Genomic DNA, 13,881 nt, shown 5'->3' with positions numbered 1-13,881 from the left:
TTAGTTCACCCAGACGCGCGCATTACGGAACATACGCATCAGCGCGGCGTCTTCCTGCCACTCATCCGGGCGCCAGGAGTTCTGCACGGCGCGGAACACACGCTCAGGGTGCGGCATCATGATGGTTACGCGGCCGTCGCGGCTGGTCAGGCCGGTGATACCACGCGGCGAGCCGTTCGGGTTGGCCGGGTAGGCTTCGGTGACCTTGCCGTGGTTGTCGACGTAGCGCAGGGCCACGCAACCGGACAGGTCGGCTTCCAGCAGTGCCTCTTCGCTGGCGAACTCGGCATGGCCTTCGCCGTGGGCAATGGCGATTGGCATGCGCGAACCGGCCATGCCCTGCAGGAAGATCGAGTTGGACTTCTGCACCTCGACCATGGCCACGCGCGCTTCGAACTGCTCCGAGCGGTTGCGCACGAAGTGCGGCCAGTACTCGGTGCCCGGGATCAGCTCGTGCAAGTTGGACATCATCTGGCAACCATTGCACACGCCCAGGGCGAAGCTGTCGGTACGCTCGAAGAAGGCCTGGAAGGCATCGCGGGCACGGGCGTTGAACAGCGCCGACTTGGCCCAGCCTTCACCGGCACCCAGCACGTCACCGTAGGAGAAGCCACCGCAGGCGACCAGGCCTTTGAAGGCTTCGAAGTCGACACGGCCGGCGAGGATATCGCTCATGTGCACGTCGATGGCGGCGAAGCCGGCGCGGTCGAAGGCAGCAGCCATCTCGACCTGGCCGTTGACGCCTTGCTCGCGCAGGATCGCCACTTGCGGACGCACGCCTTTCTTGATGTAAGGCGCGGCGATGTCTTCGTTGACGTCGAAGCCGACCTTGACCGACAGGCCCGGGTTGTCTTCTTCGAGCAACGCGTCGAATTCCTGGTCGGCGCAGTCGGCGTTGTCACGCAGGCGCTGGACCTGGTAGCTGGTTTCGGCCCACTGGCGTTGCAGCATGCGACGGTCGTCGTCGAACAGCACTTCGCCGTTCAGGCTGATGGACACTTCAGCGTTGTTGACCGGTTTGCCGATCACCGCCACGCAACCCTCGCCCAAGCCGGCGGCGCTGAACTGCGCCAGCACGTCCGGGGTGGCATCCTGGCGAACCTGGATGACCGCACCCAGCTCTTCATTGAAGAGAATGGCCGGCACGTCCTTGCGGTTGTCGGTCAGCGGGTCGAGTTGCAGGTCGAGGCCGCAATGGCCAGCGAAGGCCATTTCCACTACGGTGGTCAGCAGGCCGCCGTCGGAACGGTCGTGGTAGGCCAGCAGGTGGCCATCGGCGTTCAGGCCCTGGATCACGGCGAAGAAGGCCTTGAGGTCTTCGGCGTCGTCGACGTCCGGCGCCTGGGCAGCGATCTTGCCGTGGGTCTGGGCCAGGATCGAGGCGCCCATGCGGTTCTTGCCGCGGCCCAGGTCGATCAGGATCAGGTCGGTTTCGCCCTTGTCCATGCGCAGTTGCGGGGTCAGGGTGTTGCGGATGTCGGTGACTGGAGCGAAGCCGGTGATGATCAGCGACATCGGCGAAGTAACGCTCTTCTCGACGCCCTCTTCGCTCCACTTGGTCTTCATCGACATCGAGTCTTTGCCGACCGGAATGGTAATGCCCAGCTCCGGGCACAGCTCCATGCCGACGGCCTTGACGGTGTCGTACAGGCGGGCGTCTTCACCTGGGTGGCCGGCAGCGGACATCCAGTTGGCCGACAGTTTGATGTCGGACAGTTTCTCGATCTGCGCGGCGGCCAGGTTGGTTAGTGTCTCGCCGATCGCCATGCGCCCGGAGGCCGGAGCATCCAGCAGGGCCAGCGGTGTACGCTCGCCCATGGCCATGGCTTCACCGGTGTAGACGTCGAAGCTGGTGGCGGTCACGGCGCAGTCGGCCACCGGAACCTGCCACGGGCCGACCATCTGGTCGCGAGCGACCAGGCCGGTGATGGTGCGGTCGCCGATGGTGATCAGGAAGCTCTTGCTGGCCACGGCCGGGTGGTTCAGCACGCGCTGTACGGCGTTATCCAGGTCCAGCTCGCTCGGATCGAAGTCATCGCCCAGCTCGGCTTCACGGCTGACCGAACGGTGCATGCGTGGCGGCTTGCCCAGCAGCACGTCGAGCGGCATGTCCACCGGGGTGTTGCCGAAGTGGCTGTCGCTTACGGTCAGATGCGGCTCTTCAGTCGCTTCACCGACCACGGCGAACGGGCAGCGCTCGCGTTCGCAGATGGCCTGGAAGCGCTCGAAGTCGACCGCGCTGACGGCCAGCACGTAACGCTCCTGGGATTCGTTGCTCCAGATTTCGTGCGGGGCCATGCCCGGCTCGTCGTTGGGCACGTTGCGCAGCTCGAAACGGCCGCCGCGACCACCGTCGTTGACCAGCTCGGGGAAGGCGTTGGAAATGCCGCCGGCGCCCACGTCGTGGATGAAGGCGATCGGGTTGGCGTCGCCCAGCTGCCAGCAACGGTCGATGACCTCCTGGCAACGGCGCTCCATTTCCGGGTTTTCGCGCTGCACCGAGGCGAAGTCCAGGTCGGCGGAGCTGGCACCGGTGGCGACCGACGAAGCGGCGCCGCCGCCCAGGCCGATCAGCATGGCCGGGCCACCGAGCACGATCAGCTTGGCGCCAACGGTGATCTCGGCCTTCTGCACGTGGTCTTCACGGATGTTGCCCATGCCGCCAGCGAGCATGATCGGCTTGTGGTAGCCGCGCACTTCTTCGCCGTGGGGGGTGTTGATCGACTGCTCGAAGGTACGGAAGTAACCGGTCAGTGCCGGACGACCGAATTCGTTGTTGAACGCAGCGCCGCCCAGCGGGCCTTCGATCATGATGTCGAGGGCGTCGACAATACGCTCCGGCTTGCCGTAGTCCTTCTCCCATGGCTGCTCGAAGCCCGGAATACGCAGGTTGGAAACGGTGAAACCGGTCAGGCCAGCTTTTGGTTTGGCGCCACGGCCGGTAGCACCTTCGTCGCGGATTTCGCCACCGGAGCCGGTAGAGGCGCCGGAGAACGGGGCGATGGCGGTCGGGTGGTTGTGCGTCTCGACCTTCATCAGGATATGCACCGGCTCCTGCACCGCACCGTACTGGCGGGTTTCAGGGTTCGGGAAGAAGCGACCGGCCACCGAGCCGACGATCACCGAGGCGTTGTCCTTGTATGCGGACAGTACGCCTTCGCTGTGCATCTGGTAGGTGTTCTTGATCATGCCGAACAGGCTTTTTTCCTGCTCCTCGCCATCGATATCCCAACTGGCGTTGAAGATCTTGTGGCGGCAGTGCTCGGAGTTGGCCTGGGCGAACATCATCAGCTCGATGTCGTTCGGGTTGCGTTTGAGGCCCTGGAACGCGTTGACCAGGTAGTCGATCTCGTCTTCGGCCAGCGCCAGGCCCAGGTCGATGTTGGCCTTGGCCAGGGCGTCGCGGCCACCGGCCAGGATGTCGACCGAGGTCATCGGTTTGGGCTGGGCGTGGCTGAACAGGTCGGATGCCTGCTCCAGCTGGGCCAGCACGCGCTGGGTCATGCGGTCGTGCAGTTCGGCCGCAACAACGGCAGCGTCGGCATCGCTCAGCGCACCGGCGACGTAGTAGGCGATGCCACGCTCAAGGCGCTGGATCGACTGCAGGCCGCAGTTGTGGGCGATGTCGCTGGCCTTGGATGCCCAGGGCGAAATAGTGCCCAGGCGCGGCACGACCAGGAACAGGCGGCCGGTCGGCTCCTGCACCGGCACGCTCGGGCCGTACTTGAGCAGACGGCCCAGCACCTGCTGCTGGTCGGCGGTCAGCTCGCCGTCGACATCGGCGAAGTGGGCAAATTCGGCATACAAACCAGTAACAGCGGGGACTTTCTGGCTCAGTTGCTCGAGTAATTTACCGTGGCGAAAGGCAGAAAGGGCAGGAGCGCCGCGCAGGATCAACATCGTCGGGACAGCCTCAGGAAGGGGTGTGCTTAGAGGCCGTGCATTCTAGCCTAATTCAACGGCTTTCGGCACCCGCCAGAAGCCAATGCTGCCGGGCGGCGGAACCGGACTTCAGGGTCAAAAAAACCGGTGCCGGGCTTTAGCTGCTACCAGACAAGCAATCGGATGTCGAGATATGGCGGGCTCCATCCTTTGCGTATACTGCAAGCTATGTTCACCCACACTGCTTTGCGCCAGCGTTGCGCCAAATGGCTTTTCGCAACCGGACTCTTTCTGCTGCTCGGTGCCTGCGTTGAAAAACCCAGCACCCTCGAGCGCGTGAAGGAGGATGGCGTGCTGCACGTGATCACCCGCAACAGCCCGGCCACCTACTTCCAGGACCGTAATGGCGAAACCGGCTTCGAATACGAGCTGGTCAAGCGTTTCGCCGATGATCTTGGTGTCAAGCTGGAGATCGAGACCGCCGATAACCTCGACGAGTTGTTCGACGACCTGAGCAAACCGTCCGGCCCGGTACTGGCAGCAGCCGGCCTGGTCAGCAGCGAACGGCGCAAGACCCAGGCGCGGTTCTCCCACCCGTACCTGGAAGTGACCCCGCAAGTTATCTACCGCAATGGCCGTTCGCGCCCCACCAACCCCAAGGGCCTGGTCGGCAAGAAGATCGTGGTGCTCAAGGGCAGCAGCCATGCCGATCAGTTGGCCGACCTGAAACGGCAATACCCAGGGCTGGAGTACGAAGAGTCCGACGCGGTCGAGGTGGTCGACCTGTTGCGCATGGTCGATGAGGGGCAAATTGACCTGACGCTGGTCGATTCCAACGAGCTGGCGATGAATCAGGTGTACTTCCCCAACGTACGGGTGGCCTTCGACCTGGGCGACACGCGCGACCAGCGCTGGGCGGTTGCTCCCGGTGACGACAACAGCCTGCTTAATGAAATCAACGAATTTCTCGACAAATCGCAGAAAAATGGCACCCTGCAGCGCCTGAAAGACCGCTACTACGGCCATGTCGACGTGCTTGGCTACGTCGGCGCCTACACGTTCGCCCAGCACCTGCAGCAGCGCCTGCCCAAATACGAAAAGCATTTCAAAAGCTACGCGAAGGTCGAGCAGGTCGACTGGCGCCTGCTGGCGGCGATTGGTTACCAGGAATCCATGTGGCAACCGGAAGTCACCTCCAAGACCGGCGTGCGCGGCCTGATGATGCTCACCCAGCGCACCGCCCAAGCCATGGGCGTGTCCAACCGCCTGGACCCAAAACAGAGTATCCAGGGCGGCGCCAAGTACTTCATGCTGATCAAGGAACAACTCGACGACAGCATCAAGGAGCCGGACCGCACCTGGTTTGCCCTGGCCGCCTACAACGTCGGCAGTGGCCACCTGGAAGACGCCCGCACTTTGGCCAGGCGCGAGAAGCTCAACCCGAACAAATGGCTGGACGTGAAGAAAATGCTGCCGCGCCTGGCGCAGAAGCAATGGTTCCGCCAGACCAAGTACGGCTATGCCCGCGGCGGCGAACCGGTGCACTTCGTGGCCAACATCCGCCGCTATTACGACATCCTCACCTGGGTGACCCAGCCGCAGCTAGAGGGGCAGGTCGCCGAGGGCAACCTGCATGTGCCGGGGGTCAACAAGGACAAGCCGGCGGAGCAATCGCCGCCGATGTGAAACTGCACGGGCCTCTTCGCGGGACAAGCCCGCTCCCACAGGTGTTGCGCATATCCTGTGTGTGGGCTTGACCCGCAAAGAGGCCAGACCAAGTTAGCCCTTGGCCCGTCGGGCCTTGAAGAAGTCACTGAGAATCTGCCCGCACTCCTCCGCCAGCACCCCGCCCTCGACCATCACCCGATGGTTGAGAAAGCTCTGCCCGAAGAACTGACCCTGGCTCTGCACGATCCCCGCCTTGGGCTCCAGCGCGCCGAATACCACCCTGGCCACCCGCGAGTGCACGATCAAACCCGCACACATGCTGCAGGGTTCCAGCGTTACATACAGCGTGCTGCCCGGCAGCCGATAGTTGCTGGCGGACCTCGCCGCCGCTCGAATGGCGACCATCTCGGCATGAGCGCTGGGGTCGCTGTCGAAGATTGGCCGGTTGAAGCCCTGCCCTATGACTTGGCCATGCTGCACCAGCACCGCACCCACCGGCACCTCGCCCATGGCTGCACCTTCGCCAGCCAGGGCCAGGGCCAGGCGCATGAATTCTTGATCGCGGCTGCGATCGATGATCTGGGGGCGCATCAGACCACCGCGATTGCGGCCATCAGGCCGGTTTCCATGTGATCGATGACATGGCAGTGGAACATCCAGGTGCCTGGGTTATCCGCCACCAGCGCCACCTGGGCGCGCTCGTTCTTGCCCAGCAGATAGGTATCGGTGAACCAAGGCTCGACGATCTTGTGCCGGTTGGAGGCGATCACCTTGAAACTCATGCCGTGCAAGTGGATCGGGTGCTGATACTGGGTCATGTTCTTCAGCTCGAAGATGTAGCTCTTGCCCTTCTGCAGCGTGGCGATGGGCCGGTCTGCGCAGGTCTTGTCGGTAATGTCCCAGGCCTGGCCATTGATCTGCCACAGGCTCGGTGGTTTGCCATTCTCGGTGTTGACCGAAACCTTGCCGACCCACTCGAAATTGAAGTTCAGCTTCTCAGCATTCTCCAGGTCCGGCTCAGCCACCGGATTCGCTGGCAGGGCGGCTGGCCAGTCGCTCGGCGCGTCGTTGCTGGCCACCGAACGCAAGGTGCCCAGGCGCACGAAACCGTCGCGCAGGGAAATCTCTTCGCCCGCCTCGGGGATGCGGATCGCCAGGCAGATACGCATGCCGGGGCCGAGCCAGTACTCATCGTCCAGCTCGCGCGGAGTGACCGGGTTGCCATCGAGGGCGTAGATCTTCGCCTCACAGTTGCCCTTGAGGTTCAGGCGGTAGGTCCAGGTGTTGTCCAGATTGAGCAGGCGCACGCGTACCACCTGCCCCGCCGGCAGCTCGGTCACCGAGCCGGCCTGGCCGTTGATGGTGATCAGCCGCCCGGCGGTGCCGTTGCGCGCCGCCTCGCGTGGGATGCTGAACGGCAGCCAGGCGCCCTGCTCGTCGACGTGCCAGTTTTTCAGGCTCAGGGTGCGTTCATGCTTGAAACCGGTCGGCTCTCGCTCCTCGACAATCAGCGGGCCGACCAGCCCGCGCCCCAGCTCTTCGGAGCTGCTGACATGCGGGTGGTACCAATAGCTGCCGGCATCAGGCACGCGGAACTTGTAGTCGAAGTACTCGCCCGGCTTGACCGGCAATTGTGAAACGTAAGGCACGCCGTCCATTTCCAGCGGCAGGCGGATGCCATGCCAGTGAATGGTGGTTTCCACCGGCAGGTGGTTGATGAAGCGCACCCGCAACCAGGTGCCCTGGCGTACCCGCAACTCGGTGCCGGGCGCCGACGGGCCAAAGGCCCACGCCTCGGTCTTGAAGCCCGGCACCAGTTCGACGTCCAAGGGCGCGGCGATCAGCTCGTAGTCGTGCCCCGCATTGTCATCCTCGACCTTGCCCAGCCAGTAACGCGCGGCGCCCCCGGCGCCCAGGCCAACCACAACCAGGCCGGTCAGGCCTTTGAGCATTTGTCGACGGGTGAAGGACATCGGTGCGGGTACCTCGTGTTCTGCGCAATCAGTCTGCCAGCAGGTGCTGGCGATGAAGGGCGAATACGATACACCTGCAAATAGGAAAGATTAAGTGAAGTGTTGCCTTTGATGGGCGGTGCAGGAAGCCAAGGCCGATATCTATGTACTGCACCAGCTACCCAAGCCCGCTTAACACTGGCCTTCCCCTTTCCCAGGTGCATAGGCCATGACTCTCTCTTCACAGCAGTTGAGCACTCAGCAAACCCTGCGGGATTTAGCTACCCAGGTGACCGCAGCCTGCCCAGACATGCGACAAGCCGCACGCACGCTAGCGCAAGCAATCTTGAGCAAATTCGGTCACTCGAGCCTGGACCCTGACAAGGTTTTCCTCCACCGCTTTGAAAGCGCCCATTCCAGCCCTCGCACATTCAGTGGATGGGCCCACAACCAAGCGCCGTATCAATCGTTCACGCTGCCCCAATTGGTGATGCATCGGTTCGATGTCCACGACCAGGACAATGCCGACCTGCTCACCTACCTGACCGGGTTCTATACCGATGGCGCCGACGCTGAGTCCTTCGACGAGCACAACGAGCTGGCGATTGCTCCCCGGGAAGTGCTGGAGTATTTCTGGCAGGTCGACTTCTGCAGCGACTTCAAGCAACAGGTCGAGGCGTTTTGGGCGGCACACAACGACGATTACCGGGTCCTCGCCAAGGTCAATTTCCTGAGCAAAGTGCTGGACGTGTGCGTGAGCGAACCCGGTACTGCGCTGGCAACGCAAGCGGCCCGGGTGTCCGAGGCGCTGGTCGGCGACGCTTCGTGGCCACCGACCCTGGAGCAGCTACGCCAAGAGGTACAACCTGCCCCTGGCTTCAGGGTGTGCACCTTCGACATTGGCGGCCACCTGGCATCAGACATCCTGCGTGTCGAACTGCCGGACGGCCAGCAAATGCTGTACCTGCCAGGCGAAGTGGACCCGCTACACCTGTTTGCCAGCCATGACGACTTGTATTGGTGGCTCCTCACCCAAAACAACCAAGCGGACAATCGGTCGCGGTTCATGGGGCACTTCCCCCTGGAAAGCCACGCGCAGAAAAACAGCAGTGTCGGCCTGAATCACATGATCGACCTGCTGTTCTTCAACTGGGGTGGTGCCGCGCCTGGCCCGCTCAACCAGATCGACCGCAGCATTGCCACGGATGCGTTCAGCCATCTGCGTGATACGTGCCAGCAGCGGATGCTCGATGATGAGCATTTCGCCCTGCGCTCCAACGCCGACCTGCGCAAGCAACTGTGGATTGGCTACCTGCGTGCTTTCGGTGAAATCAGCGGTGCGCTGGCCGCCCTGGATTGGCCGATAGCCCTGGCAGCCGTGGGCGCGGGGCTCGCGGAAATCGGGCTCAATATCGACCAGGCCATCAACGGGCATACCACTGGCGAACGCAAGGCCGGCGTCGTGGGCGCAGTACTGGCGGCGATCAATACCCTGTTCAATGCGACCTTCCTGCTCCACGCCCCAGGCGCCGCGATTGACCCGGCCCTGGACCCGGCGCATGCCGAAGACTCCGTACGCACGCCTGAACAGACGTCCGAGCCGACCGAAGATGAGTCCATCGCCGTGGGCGCGGACCTCGTCACCTGGGTGCCTGAGCCCTTGCGCCCCGCACAGGCCGAGGACTTGTTGGCCCCCTTCGAAACCAACGTCATCCTCACCGGCAATCCCGGCACCGGTGACATGGCGGGGATTTATACCCAGGCGGGCAGGTTTTACGCGCTGGTCGACGAGACTCCCTATGAAGTTCGCCATGTCGGCGAAATGAACACCTGGGTAGTCATCGATCCGGAAAACCCCTACTCATTCGCGCGCCACCAGCCCATTCGACTGGACGCCGATGGCAACTGGGAGGCAATCTTACCGCCGAGCTTGAAGGGCGGTATGCCCGTATCCCGTTTGAAGATTTTCGGCAGGCCTGCAACCACGGCGGCACTGCCTGATCTGCCACCCACGGCGTACGAAATACCGGTAGAGCAACGACCCTCTCTGGAAAAAACCGCCTCATTATCGAATCAAACACAATTCCTCAGGGGCGACCATGGCAACCTCTTCGACCCGCAAGGTGAAGCCGCTGCCGAAAAATTTCGTCAACTAAGCGACCAACTTGCAGCGGACGCTCAGCAATTCGTCAAGACGTACGAGCTTCCGGCGCGTCCGCCCCTTCCTCAGCTCGCCGACCCCGCCCAAGTCAAAGCCTTCTTGCGCGACGTATACGAACAGGCCGATGGCCTGGTGATCGGCGAGTCCCACTCTGAAATGGGCAGCAAGCGCTTTTTGATAGACAACATGAAACTGTTGCGCAAACAAAAAGTGAAGGTGCTGTATATGGAGCACTTCCTGACAGATATTCACCAGGCCGACCTGGATCTCTTCAACCGTACAGGCGTCATGCCGGAAGAATTACTCGACTACGCCAATGCTCAAGGTGAGCGACGCGGGCTGACAAAAACCAACCCCTACACATTCACCGAAGTGCTGCGTAGCGCGCAGAAAGAGAACATTCGAATTCAGTCAATTGATTGCATGACCAGCTACTGGGAAATTCAGCCAGCCCGCTTGGCCCGCCAGGAAATGATGAATTATTACGCGCACCTGATCATCGACGCCGACCAAGCGACCCGAGGTAAATCCAAGTGGGTAGCGCTGATGGGTAACAGCCACTCGAGTACCTTTGAAGGGGTGCCTGGCGTCAGTGAGATGCAAGGTGCCATTGGCCTGCGAATCGAAGACGTGCCTGTGGGTCAGCCAGAACGGTTCGAGATCGACCCTGGCAGATCGTTCACCGAGGATAGGCTAACGCGCTTCATCAAAGGGGACATACGCCTGCAAGCTGCGTTGAAAAAACCCGAGGTCGTCACAGATTCTCTCGAGGCACTTCTGCGACAACCCGGCGATTACCACGTTGGCGCGGAACAGAATCGGTTAGTTCTGACACACCGCTCTGGGGATGGCAATCTGGTGCGTACGCCGATCCAGAAAGAGGGCAAATACTTCTTCATCAACCGCCCGAAATGGCCTTGGATCAGTGGCCAGCGGTTCAGCAGCCTCAGCCAGTTACGCGGCATCCTCTCACGCCATGGCATGGTCATGAAGGAAGCGAAAACCTTATAAGACATGCCTCAAATAAAAGGGAGACCCTGAGGTCTCCCTTTTGTTAAACAGGTACAACCTGTTTGATCATTCCCACTCGATCGTCGCTGGCGGCTTGCTCGACACGTCGTAAGTCACCCGCGAGATACCGTCGATCTCGTTGATGATACGGCCGCTGACAGTCTCCAGCAGCTCGTACGGCAGGTGCGCCCAACGCGCGGTCATGAAGTCCACGGTCTCAACGGCGCGCAGGGCCACGACCCAGGCGTAGCGACGACCGTCGCCGACGACGCCGACCGACTTGACCGGCTGGAACACCACGAAGGCCTGGCTGGTCTTGTGGTACCAGTCGGCCTTGCGCAGCTCTTCGATGAAGATGTGGTCGGCGCGACGCAGGATGTCGGCGTATTCCTTCTTCACTTCACCGAGGATGCGCACGCCCAGGCCCGGGCCTGGGAACGGGTGGCGGTAGACCATGTCGTACGGCAGGCCCAGTTCCAGGCCGATCTTGCGCACTTCGTCCTTGAACAGTTCACGCAGTGGCTCGACCAGCTTGAGGTTCATTTCCTCTGGCAGGCCACCGACGTTGTGGTGCGACTTGATCACGTGGGCCTTGCCGCTCTTGGCGCCAGCCGACTCGATCACGTCCGGGTAGATAGTGCCTTGGGCGAGGAACTGGATGTTGTCCAGCTTGCTGGCTTCGGCATCGAACACGTCGATGAAGGTGCGGCCGATGATCTTGCGCTTCTTCTCCGGGTCAGCTTCGCCTTCCAGGTTGTCGAGGAACTGCTTCTCGGCATCGGCGCGGATAACCTTGACGCCCATGTTCTCCTTGAACATGGCCATCACCTGGTCGCCTTCGTGCAGACGCAACAGGCCGTTGTCGACGAACACGCAGGTCAGCTGGTCGCCGATGGCACGGTGCAGCAGCGCGGCAACCACCGAGCTGTCGACGCCGCCAGACAGGCCCAGCAAGACGTTGGCCGAACCGACTTGGGCACGCACCTGGGCGATAGCGTCTTCAACGATGTTGGACGCAGTCCACAGGGCTTCGCAGCCACAGATGTCCTGGACAAAACGGGACAGGATGCGTCCACCCTGCTTGGTGTGGGTCACTTCCGGGTGGAATTGCACGCCGTAGTAGCCGCGGGCGTCGTCGAACATCCCGGCGATCGGGCAGCTCGGAGTGCTGGCCAGAACGCTGAAGCTGCCCGGCATCTGGGTGACCTTGTCGCCGTGGCTCATCCACACGTCCAGGCCCAGTACGCCGTCGTCGTCGACGTGGTCTTCGATGCCGTCGAGCAGGCGGCTCTTGCCGACCACGTCAACGCGGGCATAACCGAACTCGCGCAGGTCGGAACCTTCGACCTTGCCGCCCAGTTGCTCGGCCATGGTCTGCATGCCGTAGCAGATGCCCAGCAGCGGTACGTTCAGGTCGAACACGGCCTGCGGTGCACGCGGGCTATTGGCTTCGTGGACCGACTCGGGGCCGCCAGCGAGGATGATGCCGCGCGGGTTGAATTCGCGGATCGCTTCATCGTCCATGTCGAACGGGTGCAGTTCGCAGTACACGCCGATCTCGCGCACGCGGCGGGCGATCAGCTGGGTGTACTGGGAACCGAAATCGAGGATCAGGATGCGGTGAGCGTGAATGTCGAGGGCCATGACTCAATCTCGTCAGTGGAAATCGGAAACGACGCGGGGCTGTCGTGACAGCCCCGCATGCAAATGTTGCTAAAAGCCTCAGCCTACGCGGTAGTTAGGGGCTTCTTTGGTGATCTGCACGTCATGCACGTGGGACTCGGCCATGCCGGCACCGGTGATACGTACGAACTCCGGCTTGGTACGCATCTCTTCGATGGTCGCGCTGCCGGTGTAGCCCATGGACGAACGCAGGCCGCCCATCAGCTGGTGGATGATCGCAGCCAGTGCGCCTTTGTAAGGCACGCGGCCTTCGATGCCTTCCGGTACCAGCTTCTCGGCACCGGCCGAGGAATCCTGGAAGTAACGGTCGGACGAGCCTTGCGCCTGTGCCATGGCACCCAGCGAGCCCATGCCGCGGTAAGCCTTGTAGGAGCGGCCCTGGAACAGTTCGACCTCACCCGGAGCTTCTTCGGTACCGGCGAACATCGAACCCATCATCACGCAGGACGCACCAGCGACGATGGCTTTGGACAAGTCACCCGAGAAGCGGATGCCGCCGTCGGCGATCAGCGGCACGCCAGTGCCTTCCAGTGCGGCGGCAACGTTGGCGATGGCGCTGATCTGCGGCACGCCGACACCGGCGACGATGCGGGTGGTGCAGATCGAGCCTGGGCCGATGCCGACCTTGACGGCGTCGGCGCCGGCATCAGCCAGTGCCTTGGCCGCAGCGCCGGTGGCGATGTTGCCGCCGATCACCTGCACCTGCGGGTAGGTTTCCTTGACCCAGCGAACGCGGTCGATCACGCCTTTGGAATGACCGTGGGCGGTGTCGACCACTACCACGTCAACACCAGCAGCCACCAGGGCGGCAACGCGCTCGCCAGTGTCCTTGCCGGTGCCGACCGCAGCGCCTACGCGCAGACGACCTTGGTCGTCCTTGCTGGCCAACGGGTAGGCCTTGGCCTTTTCGATGTCCTTGACGGTCATCATGCCCTTGAGGCTGAACTTGTCGTCGACGATCAGGACTTTTTCCAGGCGGTGCTTGTGCAGCAGCTCGCGGACTTCATTCTTGTCGGCGCCTTCGCGCACGGTGACCAGGCGCTCTTTGGGCGTCATCACGTCACGCACCTTGGCATCCAGGCGGGTTTCGAAGCGCACGTCACGGGAAGTGACGATACCGACCAGGTCGCCGTTCTCCAGCACCGGAACACCCGAGATGTTGTTCAGCCGGGTCAGGTCGAACAGGTCGCGCACGGTGGCGTCGGCTTCGATGGTGATCGGGTCCTTGACCACGCCAGCCTCGAACTTCTTGACCTTGCGTACTTCGCCGGCCTGCTGTTCGATGGTCATGTTCTTGTGGATGATGCCGATGCCGCCTTCCTGAGCCATGGCAATGGCCAGACGCGCTTCGGTCACGGTATCCATGGCGGCGGAAACCAGAGGAATGTTCAGCTCGATGCCACGAGTCAAACGGGTCTTGAGACTGACTTCATTGGGTAGTACCTCGGAATAGCCAGGTACAAGGAGGATATCGTCGAAAGTCAGGGCTTCTTGGCTGATACGCAGCATCGCGGGGGCTCCCGG

7 protein-coding genes are annotated in these 13,881 nt (G+C 62.3%); 2 read left to right on the top strand and 5 right to left on the bottom strand.

What is annotated here, in order from left to right; translation table 11 throughout:
• The gene (purL, locus tag ACZ6YA_RS06645) at positions 1–3,900 is read right to left on the bottom strand and encodes a phosphoribosylformylglycinamidine synthase (protein ID WP_465896345.1); all 3,900 of its coding nucleotides are present in this window, start codon (positions 3,898–3,900) and stop codon (positions 1–3) included.
• Positions 3,901–4,110: 210 nt separating this feature from the next.
• Between purL and mltF the strand changes: the two genes are divergently transcribed.
• A complete protein-coding gene (gene mltF / locus ACZ6YA_RS06640) occupies positions 4,111–5,568 on the top strand; it encodes a membrane-bound lytic murein transglycosylase MltF (protein WP_465896344.1) in 1,458 nt (485 codons plus the stop codon).
• A gap of 93 nt (positions 5,569–5,661) precedes the next feature.
• Here mltF and tadA read toward each other — a convergent pair whose 3' ends face one another.
• Both tadA and ACZ6YA_RS06630 read right to left on the bottom strand, forming a co-directional pair.
• Complete coding sequence (gene tadA / locus ACZ6YA_RS06635) at positions 5,662–6,141, bottom strand: tRNA adenosine(34) deaminase TadA (protein ID WP_465896343.1); 480 nt, start codon at positions 6,139–6,141, stop codon at positions 5,662–5,664.
• Entirely contained in the window at positions 6,141–7,523 is a 1,383-nt protein-coding gene (locus ACZ6YA_RS06630) for a multicopper oxidase family protein (RefSeq protein WP_465896342.1), read from the bottom strand. The genes tadA and ACZ6YA_RS06630 overlap by 1 nt, the downstream gene beginning before the upstream one ends.
• 208 nt (positions 7,524–7,731) lie before the next feature.
• On the opposite strand from ACZ6YA_RS06630, the gene ACZ6YA_RS06625 reads away from it, so the two are divergent.
• On the top strand, positions 7,732–10,674 hold the full coding sequence (locus ACZ6YA_RS06625; protein WP_465896341.1) for a dermonecrotic toxin domain-containing protein: 2,943 nt from the start codon (positions 7,732–7,734) through the stop codon (positions 10,672–10,674).
• 66 nt (positions 10,675–10,740) lie between these two features.
• Here ACZ6YA_RS06625 and guaA read toward each other — a convergent pair whose 3' ends face one another.
• Positions 10,741–12,318 (bottom strand): glutamine-hydrolyzing GMP synthase, encoded by a 1,578-nt coding sequence (gene guaA / locus ACZ6YA_RS06620; protein WP_465896340.1) that lies wholly within the window; start codon positions 12,316–12,318, stop codon positions 10,741–10,743.
• 78 nt (positions 12,319–12,396) lie between these two features.
• A complete protein-coding gene (guaB, locus tag ACZ6YA_RS06615) occupies positions 12,397–13,866 on the bottom strand; it encodes an IMP dehydrogenase (RefSeq protein WP_465896339.1) in 1,470 nt (489 codons plus the stop codon).
• Positions 13,867–13,881 lie beyond the last annotated feature (15 nt).

This window comes from Pseudomonas sp. NPDC090752 (assembly GCF_055584805.1).
The sequence above is the reverse complement of the archived record's forward strand: the minus strand, read 5'-3'. Positions and strand labels throughout refer to the sequence as shown.